The organism is Corallococcus exercitus, assembly GCF_042231735.1.
Classification (GTDB): Bacteria; Myxococcota; Myxococcia; order Myxococcales; family Myxococcaceae; genus Corallococcus; species Corallococcus exercitus_B.
Window position 1 is genome coordinate 7,623,060 of the sequence record NZ_CP102577.1, and the last position, 24,282, is coordinate 7,647,341.

General features: G+C 71.4%; 18 protein-coding genes. 10 read left to right on the top strand and 8 right to left on the bottom strand.

The features are described from left to right. Positions 1-126: 126 nt before the first annotated feature. The 4 genes from NR792_RS30695 (at position 127) to NR792_RS30710 (ending at position 8,975) form a co-directional block, all read left to right on the top strand. Positions 127-4,077, top strand: coding sequence for a DEAD/DEAH box helicase (locus NR792_RS30695; protein ID WP_375756255.1), 3,951 nt, complete (start codon positions 127-129; stop codon positions 4,075-4,077). Between the two features lie 91 nt (positions 4,078-4,168). Continuing rightward, positions 4,169-5,575 carry a M16 family metallopeptidase gene (locus NR792_RS30700; protein ID WP_375756256.1) on the top strand — a complete coding sequence of 469 codons (1,407 nt, stop codon included), beginning with the start codon at positions 4,169-4,171 and terminating at the stop codon, positions 5,573-5,575. An 80-nt stretch (positions 5,576-5,655) separates the two neighbouring features. Beyond that, positions 5,656-7,176, top strand: a complete 1,521-nt coding sequence (locus NR792_RS30705) for an insulinase family protein (protein WP_375756257.1) — start codon at positions 5,656-5,658, stop codon at positions 7,174-7,176. A 158-nt stretch (positions 7,177-7,334) separates the two neighbouring features. Continuing rightward, complete coding sequence (locus NR792_RS30710) at positions 7,335-8,975, top strand: fibronectin type III domain-containing protein (RefSeq protein ID WP_375756258.1); 1,641 nt, start codon at positions 7,335-7,337, stop codon at positions 8,973-8,975. A 21-nt stretch (positions 8,976-8,996) separates the two neighbouring features. Here NR792_RS30710 and NR792_RS30715 read toward each other — a convergent pair whose 3' ends face one another. Beyond that, positions 8,997-10,196, bottom strand: coding sequence for a DUF1615 domain-containing protein (locus NR792_RS30715; RefSeq protein ID WP_375756259.1), 1,200 nt, complete (start codon positions 10,194-10,196; stop codon positions 8,997-8,999). 258 nt (positions 10,197-10,454) lie between these two features. Between NR792_RS30715 and NR792_RS30720 the strand changes: the two genes are divergently transcribed. Then, positions 10,455-12,674, top strand: coding sequence for a M4 family metallopeptidase (locus NR792_RS30720; protein WP_375756260.1), 2,220 nt, complete (start codon positions 10,455-10,457; stop codon positions 12,672-12,674). A 122-nt stretch (positions 12,675-12,796) separates the two neighbouring features. Here the strand turns inward: NR792_RS30720 and NR792_RS30725 are convergent, their stop codons facing one another. From NR792_RS30725 to NR792_RS30735, 3 genes are all read right to left on the bottom strand, one after another. Further along, on the bottom strand, positions 12,797-13,582 hold the full coding sequence (locus tag NR792_RS30725; RefSeq protein ID WP_375756261.1) for a hypothetical protein: 786 nt from the start codon (positions 13,580-13,582) through the stop codon (positions 12,797-12,799). Positions 13,583-13,676: 94 nt separating this feature from the next. Continuing rightward, positions 13,677-14,486 carry a hypothetical protein gene (locus tag NR792_RS30730; RefSeq protein ID WP_375756262.1) on the bottom strand — a complete coding sequence of 270 codons (810 nt, stop codon included), beginning with the start codon at positions 14,484-14,486 and terminating at the stop codon, positions 13,677-13,679. 1 nt (position 14,487) lies between these two features. Beyond that, positions 14,488-16,299, bottom strand: coding sequence for an acyl-CoA dehydrogenase (locus tag NR792_RS30735; RefSeq protein WP_375756263.1), 1,812 nt, complete (start codon positions 16,297-16,299; stop codon positions 14,488-14,490). Positions 16,300-16,681: 382 nt separating this feature from the next. On the opposite strand from NR792_RS30735, the gene NR792_RS30740 reads away from it, so the two are divergent. The 3 genes from NR792_RS30740 to NR792_RS30750 all read left to right on the top strand — a co-directional run bounded on the left by NR792_RS30740 (position 16,682) and on the right by NR792_RS30750 (position 18,243). Next, the gene (locus NR792_RS30740) at positions 16,682-16,879 is read left to right on the top strand and encodes a hypothetical protein (protein WP_375756264.1); all 198 of its coding nucleotides are present in this window, start codon (positions 16,682-16,684) and stop codon (positions 16,877-16,879) included. 44 nt (positions 16,880-16,923) lie between these two features. After that, positions 16,924-17,673, top strand: a complete 750-nt coding sequence (locus tag NR792_RS30745) for a hypothetical protein (protein ID WP_375756265.1) — start codon at positions 16,924-16,926, stop codon at positions 17,671-17,673. A 135-nt stretch (positions 17,674-17,808) separates the two neighbouring features. Next, positions 17,809-18,243, top strand: a complete 435-nt coding sequence (locus tag NR792_RS30750) for a hypothetical protein (protein WP_375756266.1) — start codon at positions 17,809-17,811, stop codon at positions 18,241-18,243. Here the strand turns inward: NR792_RS30750 and NR792_RS30755 are convergent. Beyond that, complete coding sequence (locus NR792_RS30755) at positions 18,200-18,991, bottom strand: FRG domain-containing protein (protein ID WP_375756267.1); 792 nt, start codon at positions 18,989-18,991, stop codon at positions 18,200-18,202. The genes NR792_RS30750 and NR792_RS30755 overlap by 44 nt on opposite strands. A gap of 186 nt (positions 18,992-19,177) precedes the next feature. Next, complete coding sequence (locus NR792_RS30760; protein ID WP_120530553.1) at positions 19,178-19,414, bottom strand: hypothetical protein; 237 nt, start codon at positions 19,412-19,414, stop codon at positions 19,178-19,180. Positions 19,415-19,688: 274 nt separating this feature from the next. On the opposite strand from NR792_RS30760, the gene traC reads away from it, so the two are divergent. Next, on the top strand, positions 19,689-21,503 hold the full coding sequence (gene traC / locus NR792_RS30765; protein WP_375756268.1) for an outer membrane exchange accessory lipoprotein TraC: 1,815 nt from the start codon (positions 19,689-19,691) through the stop codon (positions 21,501-21,503). An 11-nt stretch (positions 21,504-21,514) separates the two neighbouring features. On the opposite strand, the gene NR792_RS30770 is transcribed toward traC, so the two are convergent. Further along, entirely contained in the window at positions 21,515-22,768 is a 1,254-nt protein-coding gene (locus tag NR792_RS30770) for an MDR family MFS transporter (RefSeq protein ID WP_375756269.1), read from the bottom strand. Positions 22,769-23,018: 250 nt separating this feature from the next. On the opposite strand from NR792_RS30770, the gene NR792_RS30775 reads away from it, so the two are divergent. After that, complete coding sequence (locus NR792_RS30775; protein ID WP_375761720.1) at positions 23,019-23,924, top strand: AEC family transporter; 906 nt, start codon at positions 23,019-23,021, stop codon at positions 23,922-23,924. 31 nt (positions 23,925-23,955) lie between these two features. On the opposite strand, the gene NR792_RS30780 is transcribed toward NR792_RS30775, so the two are convergent. After that, on the bottom strand, positions 23,956-24,165 hold the full coding sequence (locus NR792_RS30780) for a hypothetical protein (RefSeq protein ID WP_375756270.1): 210 nt from the start codon (positions 24,163-24,165) through the stop codon (positions 23,956-23,958). Positions 24,166-24,282: the final 117 nt, after the last annotated feature.

Here is a 24,282-nt window from a genome sequence, read left to right on the forward strand (position 1 = left end):
CTGGGCGCGCATGCTGGCCTCCCTGGCAGTCGCGGCGAGAGGGCGCCCTGGGCTGCTTGAGACATGCGGGACATCCTGAGAGAGGGGCTCGTCGGCATCCCACTCCGTGGGTAGTTTTCCGGTTCCATGCCTCCGGCCCATTCCGCTCGCCCGTGGCCTTCCCTCCAGCAGCGACTGACGCTGTCGCATCTCCAGGAGGTCGCGGATGCGGCGCTGTTCGTCCAGGCCAAGAAGTGGCTCGCGAAGGGCGGGGTGACACTCGGGCCCGCCCGCCAGGACCGCGTCCAGGGAGCCGTGTCCGAAGGCCACGGGCATGTGTTCGATGCGGCCCTCCGCGTGGATCCCGACTCGGAGGGCCTCCTGCTGGATTGTGGATGCGGTGCGTACTGGGACGAAGGCGTCTGCGCACACGCGGTCGCTGTCGGGCTTGCATGGCTCCGGTCCACCGCCCCCCGCGCGCAGGGGCGCTCTCCCTCGACCGGTCGCAAGCCTTCATCCGCCCCTGCCCGCCACGCCCGAGCCTCCTGGCGGCCCTCCACGCCCGAGGACCTCCAGGCCTGGCTCGCGAAGCACCACGTGGGACGCGCCCGGACCGTCCCCGTGGCGGTGCTGGCGTCGCTGTTGCCCGGGACTTTCTCGCGACACACACTCCATGCGCTGCGCAAGACTTCCGTGGTGGACGCACTGGAAGGCACTTCGAAGCTCCGGCGCCTGAGGGGACATGAGCCGGACCTGCTCTCGGAGGCTGCATGGCAATGGGTCCAGCACGAGGCTGAGCGCGTGGCGCGGGGGCTGGCCCGCGAGGCTTCCGCGAAGCCTCGGCCTCCCACGGACGCACGCCTCTCGCCGCTGCGGGATTCGCTCGTGCGGACCCGTGAGGGCATTCGAGCCCAGTCCCTGCCGCGGCTCCTGGCGCCCGCGCCCATCGCCATCCTCCAGGAAAGTCCGCTGCGGCTGCTCGTGGCGGATCCAGAGCTGGCGGCATGGCGCCCCTCGCACCCTCACGAGCGCTTCGAGGACGCAAGCCACGTCGTGGTTGACCCTCGTGCCCTGTTGGAAGGACGGCCGGGAGTGTCCTGTCCGTGCAGCCCCGGGACCGCCGAGGCTTCCTGTGTCCATGCCCTGACCGCCGTGGACGCGGCGTTGGAGTTGCTGGTCCTGCGGAAGCGGGCCTCGCGCGCCGCACGGCTGGCGGAGCTGGTACTCGAAGCGCCTGGCCGCGAACTGCTCTCCGCGCTGACGACGTCGCTCCGAGACCCCGTGCCGCCTCAGGACAGTGCCGCCGTCATGGCGGCCGACGTCACCTTCCGGCTGGAGCCATGGAAGTCCAGCGGTTGGCGGCTGCGGCCCTTCCTCCACCTGCCCTCGAAGCGGGGCGGCCTGAGCGAGGGCCGCGCCGTCACCTGGTACGACCGCGACAAGGCCCTCCGGACGCTCACCCTTCCCGAGGAGCGGCATGCCTTCTCTCTTCTCGGCGCGGAGCAACGGATGGAGATGGGAGACGTCTACTACGACAGCGGCTCCCAGATGACGGAGGTGGCGTACGCCCTGGTGCTCCAGGCCCTGCGCTCGCTCTCGCGCAGCTCCCGGCTCCGCCTGGAGGGCCGGCCCGTCACCCCCGTGCGTGTGCAGGAGGCACCCCTGGGGTTCGCATTGAAGGAGGAGGGCCGGGCCCTGCACCTGAGGCCCGCGGTGGATGGACGCCCGGTGGCCGCGGAGGACCTGACGCCGCCGCCCGGTGGCCCGCGGACGTCCCAACCCTGGCTGCTCGTGGAGCCCGACGCCTCCTGTGTCACGTTGGTGTCCATTCCCTCGGAGGGGGTCGGCCTGCTTCACTCGCTAAGAACGCACGGCACCTACGTTTCCGAGCGCCAGCGCGACGCGCTCGTGGGTCACCTCTCCGCGCTGGAGGCGGCCTTCCCCGTGGCGCTGCCACCGTCCCTGGAGCCCCGCCCCGTGGAGGCCAGCCCGGGCCTGCTGGTACGGCTTCGCGCGGTGGAGGACTCCTCGTTGGAGGTTTCGCTCCTCGTGAGGCCCCTGCCGGAAGCGCCGCCCCAGCCCGTGGGCGAAGGCGCTCCCGTGCTCCGGGGCCAGCGCGGCAAGGAGCGCGTCATGGTTCAGCGAGGCCTGGAAGCGGAGCGCAAGGAGGCGGATGCGCTGCTCTCACGTCTGTCATTGCCGGCCGGGATGTATCACTTCACACGCGACACGGCGGAGGACGCGCTCCAGCTCCTGGAGGCACTGGAGCCGCTCGCGGGCCCGGACGTGCGCGTGGAGTGGGCGGAAGCGCCGTGGACGGTGACGCGCGTGGAGACCTCGAACGTCCGGGTCCAGGTCCTGCGGGAGCACGACTGGTTCGGCGCGAAGGGGGGCGTGGAGCTGGACGGCACGCGCGTGGAGCTGGCGGTCCTGCTGGAGGCCGTGCGCCGCCGCCAGCGCTACGTCCCGCTGGGGAAGGGGCGCTGGATGCGCCTCACGGAAGGACTGCGCGAGCAGTTGACCCCGCTCGCGGACGTGGCGCATCCGGGACGCAAGGGGCTGGAGGTGAGCGCCGCGGCGGCGCCCGTGCTGGACACGCTGGAGAAGGCCGGCGCGCGCGTCCAGGCGCCTCCGGACTGGCGCCGGTTGGCGAAGCGCATCCACGACGCCCACGCCCGTCCGGTGCGCGTGTCCCGGGGCTTGAAGGCGGAGCTGCGCGACTACCAGCGCGAGGGCTTCACGTGGCTCGCACGGCTGGCCTCGTGGGGCGCTGGCGCATGCCTCGCGGATGATATGGGATTGGGCAAGACGGTCCAGGCGCTGGCCCTGCTGCTGACCCGCGCGGCCGGAGGCCCCGCGCTGGTGGTGGCGCCCACGTCCCTGCGCGGCAACTGGGTGCGTGAGACCGCCCGCTTCGCGCCCTCGCTGCGTGTGCACGTCTGGCAGGACGCGGACCGGGACGCCCTTCCTGCCCGGCTGGGGCCCCGGGACATGCTGATCATCAGCTACGGGCTACTGGCGAGAGACGCCGCGAAGCTCGCGGACGTGACCTTCGCCACGCTGGTGGTGGACGAAGCACAGGCGGTGAAGAACCCGGACACGGCCCGGGCCCGCGTGCTGCGCGGCGTGAAGGCCGAGGCCCGCGTGGCCCTCACCGGCACGCCGGTGGAGAACCGCCTGTCCGAGCTGTGGAGCCTCTTCCACCTGCTCTTCCCCGGCCTGCTGGGCGGGCGCGAGTCCTTCCATTCGCGGTTCGCCGTCCCCATCGAGCGGGACCGGAACGCGGACGCGCGTGCGTCCCTGGCCCGGCTGGTGCGCCCCTTCCTCCTGCGCCGCACCAAGGCCCAGGTGGCGCGCGAGCTGCCCCCGCGCGTGGAGCCAGTGGTGCCCGTCACCCTGTCGGATGCGGAGCGGCGTCTGTATGACGACGTGCGGCTCGCGGCCCTGGCCCGGCTGGGCGAGGGGACTCCTGGTGGGGACCAGCGCTTCGAGATGCTGGCCGCGCTCACCCGGCTGCGATTGGCCGCCTGTCATCCGCGCCTGGTGGATCCGGACACGGGCTTGTCCTCCTCCAAGCTGGAGCGCGTGCTGGAGCGGGTGGAGGAGTTGATGGCGGAAGGGGGCCGCGCGCTCGTCTTCAGCCAGTTCGTGCGCCACCTGGCCCTGGTGCGCGAAGCGCTCGAGGCGCGGGGCATCGTGTTCCAGTACCTGGATGGGCGGACGCCCGCGGCGGAGCGGCAGGCCCGCGTGGAGGCCTTCCAGCGAGGGGAGGGCGCGCTCTTCCTCATCTCGCTCAAGGCGGGCGGCACCGGCCTCAACCTCACCGGCGCCGACCACGTGCTCCACCTGGACCCGTGGTGGAACCCCGCGGTGGAGGACCAGGCCTCCGACCGGGCCCACCGCATCGGGCAGACGCGCCCCGTCACCGTGTCGCGCTTCGTCTCCGAAGGCACCATCGAGGAGGCCATCCTCGCCCTCCACGCGGAGAAGCGGGAGCTGGCCGACAGCCTCCTCTCCGAGGCGGACGGCGCCGCCGCGCTGTCCCCCGCGCAGCTCCTGGGCCTGCTGCGTTTCGGCGCGGGGACTCCCGAGGACTGAACCGGAGCCGCACACCCCCGCGGCGTTTCTGGAATAGGGTGCACTGGCGCCCGTTCCCGGGCGCCGCCGTGGCCCCTCCCCAGGAGCAAGGATGTTCCGTCCGCCGTTGTCGTGGTTCGCCTGTCTGGCCCTCCTGGGTGCGCCCCAGGCCGGGGCCCAGGCCGCCTCCGAGCCGTCCGCGAAGCCCACCGCCGCCTCCACTCCCGCCGCGAAGCTGGGCTCCGACATCCAGGCCCGCACGCTGAAGAACGGGCTCACCGTCGTCGTCTGGCCGGACCACGACATCCCCAACGTGGCGCTCGCCAACTGGTTCCGCGTGGGCAGCCGCAACGAGCGCCCCGGCATCACCGGCCTGTCCCACTTCTTCGAGCACATGATGTTCAACGGCGCGAAGAAGTACGGCCCCGGTGAGTTCGACCGCGTCATGGAGGCCAACGGCGGCGCCAACAACGCCTTCACCTCCGAGGACGTCACCGTCTACCTGGACTGGTTCCCGGCTTCCGCGCTGCCCCTCATCCTGGACCTGGAGCACGACCGGCTCCAGTCGCTCGCCTTCGACCCCAAGGTCATCGAGTCCGAGCGCGGCGTCGTCTACTCCGAGCGCCGCTCCGGCGTGGACAACGACAACGGCGGCGCGCTGCAGGAGCAGATGCAGGCCACCGCCTTCGTCGCGCACCCGTACCAAATCCCCGTCATCGGCTGGCCGTCGGACATCGAGTCCTGGCGCATGGAGGACCTCCAGCGCTACTTCAAGACGTACTACGCCCCCAACAACGCCACGCTCGTCATCGCGGGCGACGTGGAGCCCGCCCGCGTCTTCGAGCAGGTGGAGGCCACGCTCGGCACCATCCCCTCGCAGCCCGCGCCGGAGCCCGTGCGCACGAAGGAGCCCGAGCAGCAGGGCGAGCGGCGCATCGTCGTGAAGCGGCTGGCCCAGTCCCCGCTGCTCCAGGTCGCCTACCACGGCCTCGCCGCCAACGACCCGGACGCGGAGACGCTGGAGCTGCTGGGCCTCATCCTCACGCACGGCGACTCGTCGCGCCTGCACCGCAAGCTGGTGGATGAAACCCGCACCGCCATCCGCGTCCGCGGCACCACCGCCGGCGGCTTCGACCCGACGCTCACGTGGTTCTACGTGGACCTGCCGCCGGGCGGTGACCTGGCGAAGACGGAGGCGCTGCTCACCGCGGAGCTCAACCGCGTGGTGAAGGACGGCGTCACCGACGCGGAGCTGAAGAAGGCGCGCAACGTCGCCCTGGCCACCTTCTGGCGCAAGCTGGAGACCAACGACGGCCGCGCCCGCGAGCTGGGCAACGCCGCCACCTTCCGAGGCGACTGGAAGGCCCTGCTCGACGCGCCCACGCGCTACGAGAAGGTCACCCGCGACGGCGTGAAGGCGCTGGCCGCCCGCATCTTCAACCCCGACCACCGCACGGTGGGCTGGCTCGTCCCCACCACCGGCTCCGCCACCCCGGCCCGCCAGGAGTCCGCGCGATGAGTGCCTCCTTCCGACTTCGTTCCGCGAAGCCTCACGCGACCCGCGTCTCCCTCCGTCCCGACCCGAGCAGCCCTCACCCGATGCTGACACCCCGCCCGCTGCGCTCCGCCCTCGCCGCGCTGCTGTTCGTCTCCGCGTGCGCGACCACGCCGGCGCCCGCTCCCGACTCCGCGCCCGTGCAGCCTCCGCCGGCACCGGAAGCCTCGGCGCAGGCTCCGGCCACCCCGGCCCCCACTGCCCCGCTGTCCACGAAGGGCGTGACGCTTCCGGAGGCGACCGCCGTCACGCTGAAGAACGGCGTGCGGCTGCTCCTCGTGGAGAAGCACGAGCTGCCGCTGGTGTCCTTCAGCGCGTGGCTCAAGGGCGGCGCCGTCACCGACCCCGCCGGCAAGGAGGGCCTGGCCGCGCTCACTGCCGAGCTGCTCCAGAAGGGCGCGGGCTCCCGCAGCGCCCAGCAGTTCGCCGAAGCCGTGGACGGCGTGGGCGGCGAGCTGGAGGTCGTGCCGGGCCGCGAGGCCCTCATCCTCAACGGCAGCTTCCAGTCCCGCGACACCGCGCTGATGGTGGAGCTGCTGTCGGACATGCTCGTGCGCCCGCGCTTCGACGCGCAGGAGCTGGAGAAGGCCCGCGCCCTGCGCGTGTCGGAGATCGCCTCCGCCAAGGACGGCGACCCGCGCGCGCTCATCGGCGTGTACTTCAATGCCTTCCACTTCCCCTCGCATCCGTATGGCGGGTCCTCGGTGGGCAGCGAGGCGTCCCTGCCCACGATTGGCCGGGGCGACGTGCTCGGCTGGGCGAAGGCGAACCTGGGCGGGGACCGGCTCATCCTCTCCGTGGTGGGGGACTTCGACGCGAAGCAGCTGGCCGCGAAGCTGGAGGCCGCGCTGGGTGGGTGGGCCCCCGCGGGACAGCCGCTCCCCACCGTGCCCGCCACCGCGCCCTCGAAGGGCCGGCACGTGCTGCTGGTGGACAAGCCGGACGCCACCCAGACCTACTTCGCCATTGGCAACACCGGCATCCGCCGCACCGACCCGGACCGCGTCGCGGCGGAGCTGGGCAACACCGTGCTGGGCGGCCGCTTCACCTCGCTGCTCAACACCGAGCTGCGCGTGAAGACGGGCCTCACCTACGGCGCCCGCTCCTCCCTGCAGCAGGCCCGCCAGCCCTACACCGTCGTCCTCACCTCCTATACCCAGACGGCCACCACGGGCCGTGCCATCGACCTGGCACTGGAAGTGCTCTCACGCTACCGCCAGGAAGGCATGGATGACGCCATGCTTGCCTCCGCCCAGGCCTACGTGCTGGGGCAGTTCCCCCCGACGCTGGAGACGGGGGACCAGCTGGCCATGAAGCTGTCGGAATTGGCCTTCTACGGCCTGGACGCCCAGGACGTGAACGGGTTCGCGGGCGCCGTGTCCGCCGCCACCCGCGACAGCGTGCGCACCGTGCTCCAGCGCGTCCTGCCCGCCCCGGAGGACCTGACGTTCGTCCTCATCGGCAAGGCGGAGGCCCTGCGCGACGTGGCCCGGAAGTACGGCCCCGTCACGGAGATGAAGATCTCCGACAAGCGCTTCACCCCGCCCTCGGCTCCGGGCCGTTGATGACAGACGGAGGTGGGCGCAAGCCTTGAAGCGCGCCTACCGGAATCAACCGTCGAAAAGCAAGTAGCCAGGAAGTCAGACCCTTCGCGTATAGATGGTGTGTCTGGTCGGGCCGGGACCGGACAATCATTGCCAACCACCTGTCACGAAGGGTTCTCATGTCCTTGCGACGTCTGTCGTTGTTGCTCGTCCCCACCTGCGCGGCCTGGCTGGGCTGCGGGGAAGCGCCTCCCACCGAGGAGGTGAACCCTCCCGGATTCACCCTGGACCCCCGAGAGGGAACGGCGGTCATCACGAACGAGGACGTCCTGCCGGGCTGCGGTGAGCCTGACGCGGGCTCCGGGCCGGTGGACGCGGGCTCCGGGCCGGTGGACGCGGGCACGTCCGTGCTGGTGACGGCGGACACCCGCTTCCACTCCAGCGCGGGGGTCACGGTGGTGCCCCAGAGCCTGGCCGGCCGCGACGTGGAGATCCTCATCCCCAACGGCGTCGACTTCGACCGTCGCACGGGCACGCCGGTGGCGGGAGGCCTGCGCTTCGACAACGTCCCGGACGGCGAGTACTTCCTGCGCTCGAGCCGGTACTACTACCTGACGCGCACGCGCCACTTCGACCTGGGCGTCAACCGCATCGGCCGTCCGGACGCCGTCTACGTGCCCCTGGCGGAGTCCCCCACGTCGGCGGAGCTCTTCAACCTGGCGCCCTGGCAGTACTACACGTCCATCTCCGAGCAGGGCACCTCGCTCCAGCTCATCAGCGCGGACGTGGACCTGTACAGCACGGTGTCCTACTCGATGGAGCCCGGAGAGGGCGACACGTCCTACGTCGATCCGTACGCCTTCACGTTCATCAGCACCGGCTACGGGGCGCCCGTCCTGGACGCGTCGAAGAACGACCGCATCTACGTGAACCAGCTCAACTCCGTGCAGGCCGGGACGCTGCCGAGCGGCGGGCCCCTGGCGTACCAGACGCTGGTGCGCAGCGCCCACCTGCCGTCGTTCTCGTTCACGCCGGACGGCACCACCTCGCTGCCGCTGGCGGCCACGCTGGCGCCCGTGACGCAGAAGCCCTTCTCCCTGGAGTGGCGCCTGAACGAGTTCACCCGCTGGCGCTCGGACTCGAACCCCACGGGCACGCTCAACTATCCCTCGCTGTCGCTGGTGCCCGCGCCGTTCGGCTACCAGGACGGCTGGGTGGGCTACCAGGGGGAGCTGTTCAACATGTGGCTGCCGCGCGGTGAGGACGGCGTCATCGCGCGCCGGCTGGCCTACGGCAATCCCTATCCGTCCAGCTGGGGCGTGGTGGGCACCGCCACCTATTCGTTCCGGTCCGCGGCGCCCGTCTTCGTGGGGAGCCGGGCCCACTATCCCAGCGGCAACATCTACGTCACGGACCGGCTGGACCACCTCGTCGCGGGCCCCATCCAGCCGCCGGTCTCTCCGCCTCGGGAGCTGCGCATCGACGGCGTGGACGCCTACGTGTCGCGCGTGGTGGGCTCCAACCAGCCCGTCATCAGCTGGCGCCCGCCCGTCCTGGGCACGCCCCGGCACTACACGGTGTCCGTCATCCAGTTGATCGACACCTACGCCGTCAACCCGACGCTGCGCTTCTACGTGCCCGGTGACCGGACGCAGGTCCGCCTGCCGCCGAACCTGCTCCTGCCCGGCACGACCTACTACGTGCGCGTGGCGGCGGACGTCTCGCCGCACTACGAGCCGGCTCGCGCTCCGTATGTCACCGCGGAGCTGCTGCCCGCGTACAGCGCGGACACGTTCAGCGCCGTCTTCACCACGCCGTAGTCCCAGCCGGAAGCAGGCCCGCTACCGCGCCGGCTGGCGGTGGCGGGCCATGCAGCGCTGGTAGCGGGCGTCCACCGACCTGGCGAACCACGCGGTGGAGCGGTCCCCGCTCAGCTTCACGCTCTTGAGCGTCACCTGGGGCAGCTGGGCGTAGGCGGGCGCCTCTCCCGTCTGCTTCGCGTAGACGCGCTTCACCGCGAGGTACGTGTCCGTCTTCTCGAAGTCCGCCGTCTTCTCCTCCTCCACGTCCCGGCGCACCCGGCGCTCGCTCAGGTCCGGCGCGTGGCGCTGACGGAAGAGGAGCAGCGCCTTGAGGGTCTGGCTGTCCTCGCCGCGGGGCTCGCCCTCCTTGTCATACAGTTGCAGGTCTCCGTCGGTTGCAAGTGCAACACCGGTGAGCCGGCTGACCTGGGCCTGCAGGGCGGCGTTGCGGGAGCTGTAGACGCCGGCGTTGTAGTCCGCGAAGCGGTAGAGCGGCGCGTCGTACGCGGCCTCGAAGCCCAGGAGCCGCGCGGTGCCGTAGCGCACGCCGCCCGCGCGCGTGTAGAGCGACTCGCGCACCGCCACCGGATCCGCGTCCGGGCCCGCCTTCTCCACCGCGTAGCGCACGCTGACCTGCATGGAGCCCGCGGTGGTGACGGGATTCTGCCCCGCGAACGAGGACGGACCGAACAGCGAGCTGGCCAGGTCCGCGGCCGCGTACGCCGCCGGGTACTCCTCCTCGTAGTACGCCAGCATGTCCCGGAAGAGCCGGTCCAGGTCCCGCTCCGTGCGCAAGGTGTCCAGCCGCGCGCCGAAGCTGCGCTTCGCCCCCTTCGCCTTCGCCGCGAGCACGTCATCCAGCAAACGCCGCCCCAGCGGGCCCAGCCGCCCCGCGGTGCTGTCCAGCTTCTGACGCACCAGCTTCGGGAGGCCCGGCACCGCGGGGTCCGCCTGGAAGCCGGACTCCTGTTCGATGATGGCCAGCACCTGACAGACCACCGGCGCTGAAGCAGGAATCGCCTCCGCGTCCAGCGCCGCCAGCACGTCGCGCGCCCAGCCCTCGCGCTCCGCGCCTCCCTTCACCTTCGCCGGCAGCAGGCGCGCCACCTGCGCCACCGACAGCGTGGGCGGCGCCGGCACCTCCGCCGCCACCGGCGCCCGCGACGCGCAGGCCGTAAGCGCCAGCAGTACCCCCACGCACAGCGCCCCCGCCCACCGGCGGCCAGCACCCCGCGTCATGTCAGCCTCCCCGCTCATGCTGCCACCCGTCTCGTGAAACATTTTTTGAGACATCCCCGGGGCAGGTCCGTTCACCTCGGAGACCCGCTGAAGAAGCGGAAGCAGCATGAAGTGAGATTAAGCTGCAATTCCAGATGTCCTGGCTTGGTCTGTAGGGCGTGGGAAAGTGACTAAACGTACTTTCTCTAAAAAGTAGTTGCTCTGATGATTTCAAGTGTGTCACGTATCATCCCGCTGTTTCTTCATGGAGGTATCGCGTTGGCTCATCGACTGTTGAAGACGATTGGCGCGGCCTGGCTCGGCGTGGCTCTGACGGCGTGCGGTACGCAGGGTTCCACGGGAGAGGAGACGCAGGCGCCTGAGCAGGAGAAGTCGGGCGAGGACATCCAGAGTTCGCTGAACGCGCTCGCGGGTGCCCAGGTGGTGGGCGTGCACGCGGACGGCATCCCGGACAACATCCGTGGCGAGCTGGGCCGGGTGGAGCGGACGCTGAGCACGCTGGCCGGCAGCCGTCAGGCCCTGGCGGGCGTGGCGCCGGCGTTCCGGCTGAACCCGGACGACATGGTGCTGCGCAAGTCGAGCATCGACGAGCAGGGCAACCAGCACCTGCGCTTCAAGCAGACGAAGAACGGCCTGGAGGTCATCGGCGGTGAGCTGGTGGTGCACGTGCGTCCGGACGGCACGGTGTTCCGCGCCAACGGCTCCGCGCGCGACGGCCTGAACGTTTCCGCGCTGCCGCGCATCGCGGCCGCTTCCGCGCGCGACGCGGCGCTGGGCGCGACGGTGGGCACGGGCCTGCAGGCCCAGGGTGCTCCCCGCCTGGTGTACGTGCGCACCGACGACGGCGCGCTGCGCCTGGCGTACGAGGTGACGGTCACGGGCGAGAACGACCTGATGCCCCTGCGCGACCGCGTCTACGTGAGCGCGGTGGACGGCTCCATCGTGCTGCGCGCGCCGGAGATCCACACGGCGCTCAACCGCAGGGTGTACAGCGCGAACAACGGCACCAGCACCCCGGGCACGCTCAAGCGCAGCGAGGGCCAGGCGGCCATCGGTGACTCGCACGTCGACACCAACTACGACATGCTGGGCTACACCTACAACTGCTACAAGACGCTGTTCAACCGCGACTCGCTGAACAACGCGGGCGCGACGCTCATCAGCACGGTGCACTACAGCACCAACTACGTGAACGCCTACTGGGACGGCACCCAGATGGTGTACGGCGATGGCGACGGCGTGAACTCCATCGAGCTGGGCAAGGACGCGGACGTCACCGTCCACGAGCTGACCCACGCGGTGACGGAGTACGAGTCCAACCTCACGTACTCCGGCCAGTCCGGCGGCCTCAACGAGGCGATGTCCGACACCTTCGGCGCCATCTGCGAGAGCTGGGCCTCCGGCACGTGGAGCACCGCCGCGGCCATCTGGATGGTGGGCGAGGACGTCTGGACGCCGGGCACGGCGAACGACGCCTTGCGCTACATGGACGACCCGGCGAAGGACGGCGTGTCCAAGGACTGGGCGGCCAACGTGACGTCCGGCACGGACGTGCACTACAGCTCCGGCGTGCCCAACCTGGCGTTCGCGCTGCTCTCCAAGGGTGGCGTGCACCCGCGCGGCCGCAGCACCATCAACGTGCCGGCCATCGGCGTCGAGAAGGCCGGCCGCATCTGGTACAAGGCCAACACCGACCTGTACACGGCGAGCACGAACTTCGCGCAGGCGAAGACGCTGACCATCCAGGCGGCGGCGGACCTGGGCTACGACCAGGCCACGCAGGACGCGGTGAAGGCGGCCTGGGAAGCGGTGGGCGTGGGCGTCGTGACGCCTCCCCCGACCTCCACCCCGCTGACCAACGGCACCGCGGTGACGGTGTCCGACACCACGGGCAACAACAAGTACTACTCGCTGGTGGTCCCCTCGGGCGCCACGGCGCTGTCGTTCACCATCTCCGGTGGCACGGGTGACGCGGACCTGTACGTGCGCTTCGGCGCCGCGCCGGACGCGTCCACCTACGACTGCCGTCCGTACGTCGGTGGCAACGCGGAGACGTGCACCATCACCAACATCCAGGCGGGCACGTACTACGTGATGCTGAACGCCTACGCCTCGTACTCGAACGTGTCGCTGAAGGGCAGCTACACCCCCGGCGGTGGCGGTGGCGGCAACGTGCTGCAGAACAACGTTCCGGTGACGGGCATCTCCGGCGCCTCCGGCTCCTTCACCAACGAGTGGATCACCCTGGACGTGCCGGCGAACAAGCGGGTCACCATCACCACCTCGGGTGGCACGGGTGACGCCGACCTGTACGTGAAGTTCGGCTCCTCGCCGACGACCACCTCGTACGACTGCCGTCCGTACGCCGGCGGCAACGCGGAGACGTGCAACATCACCAAGACGACCGCGGGCAAGTACTACGTGAAGATCCGTGGCTATTCGGCCTACTCGGGCGTGACGCTCAAGGCCGTCTGGTAGTCGCACCCGCATCCAGCCCGGCTCCCTTCGCGTGAAGGGAGCCCGGGACGAAGACAGGCACCCGGGGAGCCGCGAAGGCTTCCCGGGTGTCGTCGTTTCAGGCATTGGAAGCGCCGCGCGGGTTAGCGCCGCACCTGCACGTCGCGCGCGACGGTGCGGCCGCCCATGAGGACGAACTGAGCGCGCACCGGGGTGCCCTCCTGCAGCTCCTTGAGCGGCACGCGCTGGCCCTGGCGCAGGCCGCGGCTGCGCTGGTCGAGCTGGAGCTCGTAGACGGTGCCCTCGCCGTCGCGCACGTGCAGGGTGTCCCTGCCCACGCGCGTGACCCGGCCGTTCACCGTGCTGGACGCGATGACGACCTGCTCCAGCGGCCGGTTGGAGGAGTTGTTCGTCACAGCCGCCTGCGCCGCCTTGGCCGCGCCCTCGTACCAGGACTCGTCCTCGCTGGCCTGCACGGCCTGCGCGCCAATCATCACCCGGCCCTCGGCGGGCGCCTGCGTCGCGGGCGCGCCGTCCGGGTTGGCCTGGGCCTGCTGCCGGGCATTCGCGTTCGGTGCCGCCGTGCCCTGACGGGCCGGAGCATTCGCGGGGGCCTGCGCCGTGGCGCCCCGCGCGGGTTCATTCACGCGGGGCCTTGGAAGTGGCCGGGCGCCGGGGGGCGGTGCCGTGTCCGGGGGCACCTGCGCGTTCGTTGCCGGCAGCGCATCGCCGCTTCGGGGACGGTCGCCGTCCACCGTGCTCTGTGCCAGCGCGGGCGTGGCGGGCACCATCAGCCCGCCGCTCGCGGAGTCCCGGGCCTGCATGGCCGCCGGCGTCTCCGTCATCGTGTCCGCGGTGTCATGCTCCTGACAGCCGGAAGCGAGCGAGCACAGCCCCACCATCCCCATCCACATCCAACGTCCACCCATCCGCCAACCCTCCCGCAGGCGAACCTGCGGACGACCCTCTGCCGTTGCAAGCGCCCGGCCTCTGGATGGGTGTTGGCTTCTGGATGGCGGGGGCTTAAGCGGGGAAGGTGGCGGCCACGGCGCGCACGTGGTCGCGCACCAGGGCGCGGGCGGCGAGCAGCGCAGGCGCGTCCGAGGGCGTGTAGCCCAGGCACAGCACCACGTCGTCCTCGGGGGCGGCGCGCGTGCCCAGCGCCGCGTAGTCGAGCGAGCGCGGGGTGGGTTCGCCTTCCGGGTCATGGGCGAAGCGGCCGAACACGGTGGCCTGCCCGTCGCGGCCGGGGGCCGTCTCCTTGAGGGCGAAGAGGCGGCGCACGGCGGCGAGCGACTCGGGGCGCTCGCGCAGGACGTCCGGGGACGCGGGGCCTCCGAGCTCCCATTCCAGGAGCTTCAGGCAGCCGCGCACGAACTCCACGTCGGTGATGACCAGTCCGTAGAGGTACCAGTCCGCGCACGCGGCCTGGACCAGCCGGGCCTGCGCGTCGGTGAGCCAGCCGAAGGACGGACAGGTGAAGGTCTCACAGATGGTGGCGCGGTAGACGCCGCAGTCGCGCAGGTCCGTGCCACCCGTCACCAGGGGATGGCCCAGGCAGCCCACGCGCTGGTGCTCCGCGTCCAGGAAGCCCAGTAGGGGACAGACGCGCACGATGGGGAAGAGGGCCGGGGCGTCGCGGTTCGCGGTGAGCTCGCGCGCGGCTTCACCGTAGGCCTCGGGCGTGTGGGGCGTGCGGGAGAGCCGTTCCGTCTGCGCCGTGAGCCTGCGGGTCAGCGCCGCGCGCGAGTGGTCCCGGAAGTTGTAGAGGCCGCAGCAGGCGCCGCACGAGGCGCCCCCGCCGGGCTGGCACAGGTGGAAGGAGACGGACATGTCAGAACCAGTCCGGGCGCATGCGCGCGTAGGAGTCCTCGCCCGTGCGGCACAGGTGGGCGAGCAGCGGCACGCGCGGCACCTCCACCGCGAACCAGTACTGCGCGGCGGCGAGCTTTCCCTCGTAGAAGGCGGTGTCCTCCGCGTTCGTCGTGCGCGCGAGCCCCTCCTTCGCGGCGGCGGCCTGCGCGAGCCAGCGCCACGCCACGGCCACCACGCTGAAGAGCTCCAGGAAGTCCGTGCTGTGGCGGAGCATCACGTCCACCTCGCCCGCCATGCCTCGCGCGCCCAGCTCCAGCGTGAGGCCCGCGGCCTGCTGGAGCGCGTCCTCCAGCGCGTCGCTCCACGCGGGCTCCACGCCGGCGGCGCGGGCGCGGGCGGTGGTGGCCCGCACCTCCTCGTCGAGCGCGTGGAGCGCGGCGCCGCCCTCCGCCACCGCCTTGCGCCCGAGCAGGTCCAGCCCCTGGATGCCGGTGGTGCCCTCGTGGATGCTGTTGAGCTTCTGGTCGCGCAGCCACGCTTCCGGGAGGTACTCGCTGGAGTAGCCGTAGCCGCCGTGAATCTGGAGCGCGAGCGCGTTGGACTCGAAGCCCTTCTCCGCGGGGAACGACTTGGCGATGGGCGTGAGCAGGTCCAAGAGCAGGTGCGCGCGCTTGCGCGTGGCTTCCTCCGGGGCGTGGCTGGCGAGGTCCGCCTGCGTGGAGGTGGTGAGCAGGAGCGCGAGGCCGCCCTCCACGATGGCCTTCTGGCGCAGCAGCATGCGGCGCACGTCGGCGTGTTCGATGATGGGGGACTGGGCGCGCGTGGTGTCGCGGATGCCCGCGGGGCGGCCCTGGGGCCGTTCACGCGCGTAGGCGAGCGACTCCTGGTAGGCGACGGCGGCGGTGGACACGCCGTTGAGGCCCACCATGATGCGCGCCTCGTTCATCATCTGGAACATGCAGGCGAGGCCGCGGCCGGGCTGGCCCACGAGCCAGCCATGACAGTCATTGGCCTCGCCGAAGTTGAGGACGAGGCTGGGCAGGCCGCGCCAGCCAATCTTGTGGATGACGCCGGCCACCTGGACGTCGTTGGGCACGAGCGCGTCTCCTTGCGGCCTGCGCGCGGGCACGGCGAAGAGGGACACGCCGCGCGTGCCGCCCTCCGCGCCCTCGATGCGGGCGAGGGTGAGGTGCACGACGTTGTCGGTGAAGTCCTGGTCGCCGCCGCTGATGAAGATTTTGGAGCCCTGGAGGCGGTAGGAGCCGTCCGGCGCGGGCGTGGCGCGCGTCTTCACGTCCGCGAGGCTGCTGCCGGCCTGGGGCTCGGTGAGGGCCATGGTGCCGGTCCACTCACCGCGGTACAGCCGGGCCATGAAGGTGTCGCGCAGGAAGGGCGTGCCGAAGACCTCCAGCAGGTGCGCGGCGCCGAGCGTGAGGCCCAGGTAGCCATAGGCGCTCAGGTTGGCGGCCATGAGGTAGGCGCTGGCCACGGCGTGCACGGTGAGGGGCAGCTGCTGGCCGCCGACGTCGGGAGGACGGGTGGCGGTGAGCAGGCCCAGGTCGACCATGCCGGCGTAGAGCGAGCGCATGGCGGGATGCACGCGCACGCGGCCGTGTTCGAAGACGGGCGGGGCGGCGTCCATGGGCCGGTAGGTGGGGGCGAGCACCTCGCGGGCGAAGCGGCGGGTGCTGTCGAGGAGGAGCGCGAAGGTGTCGCGCGAGTGCTCCTGGAAGGCGGGCAGCGCGCAGAGGGCGGTGGTGTCCAGCGCCTCGTAGAGCTGGAAGTCCACGTCGCGGTCCGACAGCAGGGGGTTGGGGCGGGGCACGCTCATGCCCCGATTCCCTACCAGGACGCGATGGGGTCGTCGAAGTCGTCGTACGGCGGGCATTCACCGCCGGACGTGGGCGGGGCGGTGTCCGGGCGGGGGGCTTGGGGGTGGGGAGCAGGCGGGGGCTGCGAGGGCTGGTGCTTCCAGGCAGGGGGAGGGGTGTCGTGTCGCCCGTTGCCGGCGTCTTGCATTGGCGCACCTCCATGTGGGGCGTTCCGGCGGCGCTCCGACGAAGGTGCGTCTCTTGTCGGTCCATTGCCAGGCGGGGGGACCGGGGGCACGGGCAGGCGGGGACGGACGGGGAGGCAAGGTCCCGCAGGGTGTGTCGGCCCCGGCCTGCGGGAGGGGCGGGCGCGACGCACCGTTGGGAGTGGAGGTGGTGCACATGCTCATCGTCGGCGCGATGTTGGTGGGAATCCTGGTGATGTTGTTGCTGATAGGCGCGGTCATCTTCGGAGGCATGCTCGCGCACAAGGGCTTCCGCGCGGATGACGCGCGCTGGGCAAGGGACGCCGCGGAGCGCGAGGCCCGCCGTGACCGGGACCGCTCCGGCCCCATGGGTGGGGAACCCGTGCATGCGTGAATGCGTGGGGTGCTCTCCTCGCGTCGGTGCGAGGATGCCGCTCCGTGCGATTCACGCTGACGTCATTGCTGGTGCTGCTGGTGGGGTGCGCGGGGGCGGTGTCTGCTCCCACTCCCTTCGCGGCCGCGAAGACCGTTCGCGGCCCCTGGGCGGAGGTGCCTGCGGTCCCGATGCCCGCCGGGGACAACTCCATCCCCATTGAACTGATTCGGGATGTCGCGGACGCCTTGCTCAAGCGTCCCGGTGCCCGGACGTGCGACCCCGCGACGCTGCGCCCCATCCGGGGACTGTCCACGGAGTACTGTGCGACCGTCTACGTCACCGGCGGGCGAAATGCCTTGTCCTGGCGCGTGTCCGAGCCTGTTCGTGGAAGTCATGACCAGTGCTCCGCGCCATTACAGGTCGAGGATGAGGATCATCGGGCCTCGCAGGTCTGGGTGGTCGGGTTCATCCACAACCATCCATGTGGCAGCCCACCCTCTTCGGTGGACCTGCTGGCCTGGCCAACAGATGCGTTCGATCCGCTGACCGCCATGGCGGTGGTGCGCCTGGTTCCCGGCAACCCCGCCCCCGCCTTGTTCAAGGAACTGGCCATCGAGATGGCCTCCGCCCTGGTCGCGGAGCGCATGGACGGCAGCCGGGTCTACCTGCGCTATTTTCCCACGGGTGAGGTCGAGCAATGGAGTGAACGGCGGCGAAGGTGGACCTTCCTGGGCGCCTGCGCGCCGACACGGAGTCACCTGGGGTCGGCGCCCCAGTGCGCGAATGGGCCACTGCGGCTGCTGCGTGAATAGGGAGCATGGATGAGGGGCAGGGCACTGGCAGCGGGATGCATCGCGGTGCTCGCGGGATGTGCCGCGAGGCCAACGGCGTGGAAGACACCCATCGAATGGCCCGACGAGACCTCCGCCACGCTCGTGGGGCAACCCATGGAAGCCGGAGCCGCGGTGGCCGCGGCAGGCGCGGTGCGGGAGTTCGTCCGCACGAACCCCGACCCCACGTTGTTCCAGGGCTGCTCCAGCCCGGAGCAGGGCCTGGCGGTCGCCGTCTTCACCGGGGCGACCCAGGGGCTCTACTTCGTCGCGGTGCACCAGGACTTCGGTCGGTGTGGTGGGCCTCGCATCCGCGTCCTCGATGCGTGGGATGCCTATGCGGTCACTCCCCAGGGAGAGGTGATCGCCAAGGCTCCTCCACCGGCGGGAGATGCCTCCTTCGCGGTTCCCCCGCCAGCACCGGCTCCGGATACCCAGCCCCCTGTGACGCCTCCCGCACAGGAGGCTCCGCCACCCGCTCCTGCTCCGGAGCCGCAGGTGCCTGTGCCTACCGGGGACGGGGGGCGTAGTAGCGGCGCAGCCAGCGGCTGAGGCCGTCCAGGCCGGGGAAGAGGACCCGCTCGGTGATGTTCGCCTGGTCCAGCTTGTCGCGGATCTCCCACTTGAGCTTCGCCGGCACCACGAGCCTGCGCACCCCTTCGTGCTGGTGCCCCAGGAAGTCGTTGAGGCTCAGGTCCGGCCCGTTCATCACCGAGAACAGCGCGAACTGGTTCACGATGCGCGCGTCCAGCGACGGCGGCTCGAAGAACAACACGAAGGGTTGCTCCCCCAGCCCGTCGAACGTCGTCAGGTCCCCCGCCACCGACGCCAGCATCTCCGCCGTGAACACGTCCGCGCCCTCCAGCCGCAGCTGCTCCCGCAGCGGCCTGGGCAGCTGCTGGTTCGTCTGGTGGTAGTCCACGCACCAGATGGCGCCGTCCTGCTCCAGCAGGTCCATGCGCTCCGTCATGAAGTGCAGCGCCACATAGGGGCTGAACGTCCAGTCCAACAGCCGCGTGGGCATCCCGTGATGCTGCGCCAGCGCCAGCCAGTCCCAGATGGACGTCAGCCGCTCCGTGCCCGGTACGCCCCGCGCGTACTTGCGGAAGGCCCGCAGCAGGTCCCGCTCCTGGCGCACGAACGCACCCTGGCGGTTGAGCGTCGCCGTCAAGTCCAGCTTCGCGTCCGGAACCCCCCGGAACACGAAGCTCGTGCGGAACCGGCCCAGCGGCTCGTTCCACGAGCCCGCGAACAGCAGGTCCTGCAACTCCAACCACGATGTGACACGCCGCTCCTGCATCCGGTGTCCCCTCACCGCCTGACAAGGTGGGCCCTGTCCGTCAGGGAGGCAGTGTCCAGGGGTACAGGAAGCGGGGCCGGACGACGGGCGTCCCTCCAGCCCGCTCCCCCTCCCAGCAAAGAGGCGCGGAAGAGGGCAGGACGCCCGGCCGTCTCAATCACAGACCTTGAAACAAAGACGCCATGGCTACGGCTGCCCGAAGTTCGCGGGCTGGGTGAAGGCATACGAGCTGGCGCCTGGCGCCTTGTCCTGCTGGAACAGGGGGCACTTGGCGCAGGTGAAGCTCTCCCAGTCCTGACGGACCGCCACGTCGATGCAGCCGCCGTAGAAGCGGCAGTGGACGTTGCGGTACTCCTCGATGGAGAACGAGTCGGCCCGCAGCGGGAGGTGGAACTTGGTGGGACGCGGCTGTGGACAAGGCATTGGATTCCTCTAGCCCCCCTCGTGGGTGCTGATTCCCTCTACTGACTGGTGCGTCGCGTCATTCCCGGGCTCCCGCTGTCCGGACACTGAACGCCCGCACCCTGTCTCATTGCTGCCAGCAGAAGACGGTGTGGGTGTGACACATTCAAAAGGCACAACAGCCTAATGACGTCGGGTGTCCTTGGCCCGTCCCGCCAGGATGTCTGCCTTCACGAGGGCCAACCGGCCGGGCGGGCCGTCGGAATCTTCACGCCCGGCGCGCTTTCCCGCGAGAATGCGGCGCGTGAGCTCCCCCGCCCGAATCCCCCCTGCCCCCTCCCGCTGGCTGAGCGCCCTGGCCCTGCTGTCGCTGGTGCTGCTCAGTGGCTGTTCCGCTTTCTCCCGCGCGGTGCGCGAGGGTGACGGCGCCGTGAAGGAGCGCCACTGGGCGGAGGCCGAAGCCGCCTACCTGCGCGCCCTCGCCGCGGACCCGGAGGCCTCCGAAATCACCGTGAAGCTGCGCGCGGTGCGCAAGGAGTGGGGCGCGGAGGTGTACCAGGAGGCCGGCGCCGCCCACTCCTCCGGGGACCTGCCGTCCGCCACCAAGCTGCTGGTGCGCGTGCTGGAGCTGGACCCCGACCATGAGGGGGCTCGCGCGCTGCTCGCCCAGACGCTGGAGGCGCGCGTGGGGGTGGCCCTGGGGCTGCTCAAGGAGGAGAAGCTCCAGGATGCTCGCGCGGAATTGGACGCGGTGCTGGCCGTGGCGCCGGACCACGTGAACGCCCGCAGGGGCGTGGACGCGGTGCAGGTGGCGTGGGCGAAGCGCTTCTTCTCCAGCGCGGACACGCTGGAGAAGGCCGGCAAGCTGGGCAACGCGCTGGTGGCCTACGTGCGCGCGGACCAGGAGCGCGTGGGCGCCACCGCCGCCCGCGAGCGCGCGGAGGCCGTGCGGCAGCGGCTGCGCGACGAGGTGGCCTTCCTGGTGGTGGCCACCCCCGTGGAGGACAACGCCCAGGCCCCCGACGTGGCCCAGCGGCTGAGCGCGGGACGGCTGGCCGCGGCGCTGCCCACGAAGCTGCCCCTGAAGGTCGTGACGGAGGCGCCCCCGGGCCGCGTGGGCGTGAAGCTGGACCTGGCCCTGGAGCGCGTGCTGCCGCTCAAGGCGGTGGAGGACTCCCAGCGCAGCCAGCGCTACCTCGCGGGCAACCGCTCCGTGCCCAACCCCAAGCGCGGCGACTACGAGAAGAAGCTCCTGGAGACGGAGCGGACCCTGGAGGGCGTGGAGCGCAAGCAGGCCGCCGTGCTGCGCGAGTACCTCAAGGCCCAGGTGGAGCTGGGCACGCTGCGCGACGCCGCGGAGCGCTGCCGCGAGCGGGAGAAGCGCGAGTGCCGCGAGGCCATCCTGGAGTGCGGCGAGGAGGCTCGCGACGCGAAGAGCCCGGGGAAGATGCCCAGCGAGTGCGACCCGGAGCGGTGCTCGGGGCAGTGCACGCAGGACGAAGGCCTGATGGTGCAGAAGGCCAAGGCGGCGCGCGTGCTGGAGGTGGCGGTGCAGGCGGCGCTGGACAAGGCGGAGCTCCAGCGCGCCGAGGTGCAGCGCAACCGCGACGCCGTCTTCCGCGAGCCCATCACCGTGGAGGAGCCCATGTATTCGGACTTCGTCTACGACGTGCAGCTGCACCGGCTGACGGTGACGGCCACCGTGACGGCGGTGATGCGCGACCTGGTGGCGCCCCAGCAGGTGGCCGCGCCCAACACGCAGGACTACGCGGTGCTGCACGAGGACCTGGCGCACAAGGGCTATGACCGCTACGGCGTGCTCGCGGACCCGGTGCAGCTGCGCAACGAGCTGGAGCTGCGCGTGGACGCGGGCGACAAGGCCGTCGCGGACGTGGCGAAGCACGTGAAGGAGCGCTTCGACCTGTACCGCGGCAAGCGCGTGGCGGACGCCCGGCGCGGCATGGTGCGCCCCGGCGCCGAGGACGTGGTGGAGACCGCCGTGCGCGCGCTGCTGCTCACCGCGGACGCGCCCCCGCAGGACATCCTCCAGCCCGTCGCCCGCGCGCGCGGCCTCACGAAGCCCGAGGCCCTCCTCGGGTTCGGGCAGTAGGCGCCCGCCCTTCAGTCCAGGCTGGCGCTCATCTCCGGGCGCTCCAGGCGCAGCGTCTCCACGCGGCGCCTGCGCGCTCCCGCGATGGTGAGGTGCCACGCGGCCGCGGCCAGGCCCACGCAGAAGCAGCCCGCCCACAGCGCGGTGGCGCCCACGTGGCCCAGCATCGCGCCGCCCAGCGCCGGGGCGACGCTGGACGCGAGCCCCCACATCATGTGGTACGCGCCCTGGTAGCTGCCGCGCAGCTCCGGGGGCGCCAGGTCCGCCACCACCGACGGCGCCACCGGCGAGTGGACAATCTCCCCCAGCGTCCACACCGTCACGGCGGCCATCGCGAGCGGCACGCTCGCCGGCAGCGCGTGCAGCCCGAAGCCCACGCCGGTGAGCACGCCCGCCACCGCCAGCGCGGTGGAGCGCCGCACCCGTCCCACCCCGCGCACGACGAACGGCTGGAGCGCGACGATGAGCACCCCGTTGACGGACATCACCAGCCCGTACTCGGCGGGCGTCAGGCCCTGCTGGGTCAGCGTCAAGGGCAGGCTCAGGAAGCTCTGGTGGAAGAGCAGGGCCAGCGCGAACACCGGCAGGCAGAAGGCCAGGTACACCCCGTCGCGGAAGGGCGACAGCACCGCCCCCAGGGGGGAGTGGGACGCGTGGGCCGCTCGCGCCTCCGGGGGCCGCGTCTCCGGCACGAACACCCAGACGCAGCAGCCGTAGAGGAACGTGGTCACCGCGTCCGCGATGAAGAGCATCCGGTAGCCCAGCCCCGCCAGCAGGCCCGCCAGGGGCAGCGCGATGGCGAAGCCCAGGTTGATGACCCAGTAGAGCATCCCGTACGCGCGCGCCCGGTCGCGGGGCGGCACCACGTCCGCCACCGCCGCGGACACCGCCGGCCGGTACAGGTCCCCCAGGATGCCCAGCAGGAAGGCCGCCGCCGCGATCCTCCCCGGCGTCTCCGAGAAGCCGATGAACAGCATGGCCCCGGACCCCAGCCACAGGCCCCCCGCGAGCGTCAGCCTGCGGCCCACCCGGTCCGCGAGCATGCCCCCCAGGGGCGCCGCCATCACCGCGCCCGCGCCGTTGAGCGCCACGATGAAGCCCGTCTGCTCCACGCTGAAGCCGCGCTCGCGCGTGAGGTAGAGCGCCAGGAAGGGCGCGACGAAGGACCCCAGCCGGTTCACGAAGGTGCCCACCCACAGGACCCAGTACGTCCGTGGCAGGCCACCCCCGCCCAGCGCTCTCAACACCGTGGCAACGGGATTCATGGCGGATGCCCGACGGACGTGGGGAGGAAGGTCTGACCGCGGGCGCGCGACAGCATGCGCCCGCGCCCGGCGCGTTTCCATCCGCGCTCCGTCACGGGCAGGCGGTGGGTGCTGGTTGGAGCCTCATGCATTCCAGCCGCGCGCGAAACGCGACTTCCCCGCGTGTGCCCTCATGGCGCTGGACATCGCTTGCGGGCTCCTCCAGGTTGCCGCGCCAATCCACACCTGGGAAGGCGGGCGCGAGGCGGGCATGGGGCAGGTCATCGGACTTCTGGGAGTGTGCCTGGTGCTGGGCGTGCTGGCGCGCGGGAGCGGCCGGTTCCCCGAAGGGACGGCGCCCGCGTTCAACGCCTTCCTCCTCAACGTGTCCCTGCCCGCGCTGGTGCTGCGCTCCATGCACCGGCTGGAGTTCACGTCCGGGCTGATGGTGGCCGCCGCGGCGCCGTGGCTGCTCTTCGCGGGGGCGGTGCTGTTCCTGCGGCTGCTCGGGCCGCGGCTGGGCCTGCCGCGCGAGTCGGTGGCGGCGCTCATCCTCACCGCGGGGCTGGGCAACACGGCGTTCGTGGGCCTGCCCATGGCCACCGCGCTGCTGGGCCCGGCCAGCGTGCCGGTGGCGGTGGTGGCGGATCAGCTGGGGTCGTTCCTGGTGATGGCGACGCTCGCCACGCTGACGGCGGCGAAGGCCCGCGCCCAGGCGGCGGTGTCCGCGGGCACGCTCGTGCGCAAGGTGCTGGTGTTCCCCCCGTTCCAGGCGCTGGTGGTGGCGCTGGTGCTGCGGCCCTTCGCCTTCCCGGACTGGCTGGAGGCGGTGCTGCAACGGCTGGGCGACCTGCTCACGCCGCTGGCGCTGTTCATCGTGGGCTTCCAGCTGCGGCTGCGGGGCTTGCGTCCGCGCGCGCCGGCGCTCGTGCTGGGGCTGTCCTACAAGCTGGTGCTCGCGCCGCTGGCGGTGCTGGGCCTGCTGACGCTCGTGCCGGGGCTGTCGCTGGTGGTGAGGCAGGCGACGGTGCTTCAAATCGCCATGGCGCCCATGGTGACGGCGGCCATCCTCGCCGCCGAGTACGAGCTGGATCCGGAGCTGGCGGTGCTGATGGTGGGCGTGGGCATTCCGCTGTCGTTCCTCAGCGCGCCGCTGCTCCTGTCCCTGGTGCACTGACGCTCAGTGCACCAGGAAGGGACGCCCGGGTTCAGGCGAGCGCCGTGGTCTCGAAGGAGAGCTCGACGCCGTTGGGCTTCACCCGCATCTGCGGGCGCGACAGCACGTGGCAGTGGGGGCAGTAGCCATGGGCCCCCGCTGGCGTGGCCCGGATGGAGACCGCGCCGCCACACATCATGCAGCCCTCGGGAAGATCGAAGTCCGCGAACCGCTCTCCGTTCTGGGTCTCGAATTGGGTCATGCCATTGAGTTAACGCAGGATCCGCCCGACACAAGCAGACCGGCATCACCCCGCGAGGACCCGGTGTGGCGCCCCGCCCCACCTCTGGGGGACAGAAGGCGGCCCTCCAGGGCAGGC

Coding starts and splice junctions, on each gene's coding strand:
- NR792_RS30695 (WP_375756255.1), top strand. CDS start 127: ATGCCTCCGGCCCATTCCGCTCGCCCGTGGCCTTCCCTCCAGCAGCGA.
- NR792_RS30700 (WP_375756256.1), top strand. CDS start 4,169: ATGTTCCGTCCGCCGTTGTCGTGGTTCGCCTGTCTGGCCCTCCTGGGT.
- NR792_RS30705 (WP_375756257.1), top strand. CDS start 5,656: ATGCTGACACCCCGCCCGCTGCGCTCCGCCCTCGCCGCGCTGCTGTTC.
- NR792_RS30710 (WP_375756258.1), top strand. CDS start 7,335: ATGTCCTTGCGACGTCTGTCGTTGTTGCTCGTCCCCACCTGCGCGGCC.
- NR792_RS30715 (WP_375756259.1), bottom strand. CDS start 10,196: ATGACGCGGGGTGCTGGCCGCCGGTGGGCGGGGGCGCTGTGCGTGGGG.
- NR792_RS30725 (WP_375756261.1), bottom strand. CDS start 13,582: ATGGGTGGACGTTGGATGTGGATGGGGATGGTGGGGCTGTGCTCGCTC.
- NR792_RS30730 (WP_375756262.1), bottom strand. CDS start 14,486: ATGTCCGTCTCCTTCCACCTGTGCCAGCCCGGCGGGGGCGCCTCGTGC.
- NR792_RS30735 (WP_375756263.1), bottom strand. CDS start 16,299: ATGAGCGTGCCCCGCCCCAACCCCCTGCTGTCGGACCGCGACGTGGAC.
- NR792_RS30740 (WP_375756264.1), top strand. CDS start 16,682: ATGCTCATCGTCGGCGCGATGTTGGTGGGAATCCTGGTGATGTTGTTG.
- NR792_RS30750 (WP_375756266.1), top strand. CDS start 17,809: ATGGAAGCCGGAGCCGCGGTGGCCGCGGCAGGCGCGGTGCGGGAGTTC.
- NR792_RS30755 (WP_375756267.1), bottom strand. CDS start 18,991: ATGCAGGAGCGGCGTGTCACATCGTGGTTGGAGTTGCAGGACCTGCTG.
- NR792_RS30760 (WP_120530553.1), bottom strand. CDS start 19,414: ATGCCTTGTCCACAGCCGCGTCCCACCAAGTTCCACCTCCCGCTGCGG.
- traC (WP_375756268.1), top strand. CDS start 19,689: ATGCGGCGCGTGAGCTCCCCCGCCCGAATCCCCCCTGCCCCCTCCCGC.
- NR792_RS30770 (WP_375756269.1), bottom strand. CDS start 22,768: ATGAATCCCGTTGCCACGGTGTTGAGAGCGCTGGGCGGGGGTGGCCTG.
- NR792_RS30775 (WP_375761720.1), top strand. CDS start 23,019: ATGGGGCAGGTCATCGGACTTCTGGGAGTGTGCCTGGTGCTGGGCGTG.
- NR792_RS30780 (WP_375756270.1), bottom strand. CDS start 24,165: ATGACCCAATTCGAGACCCAGAACGGAGAGCGGTTCGCGGACTTCGAT.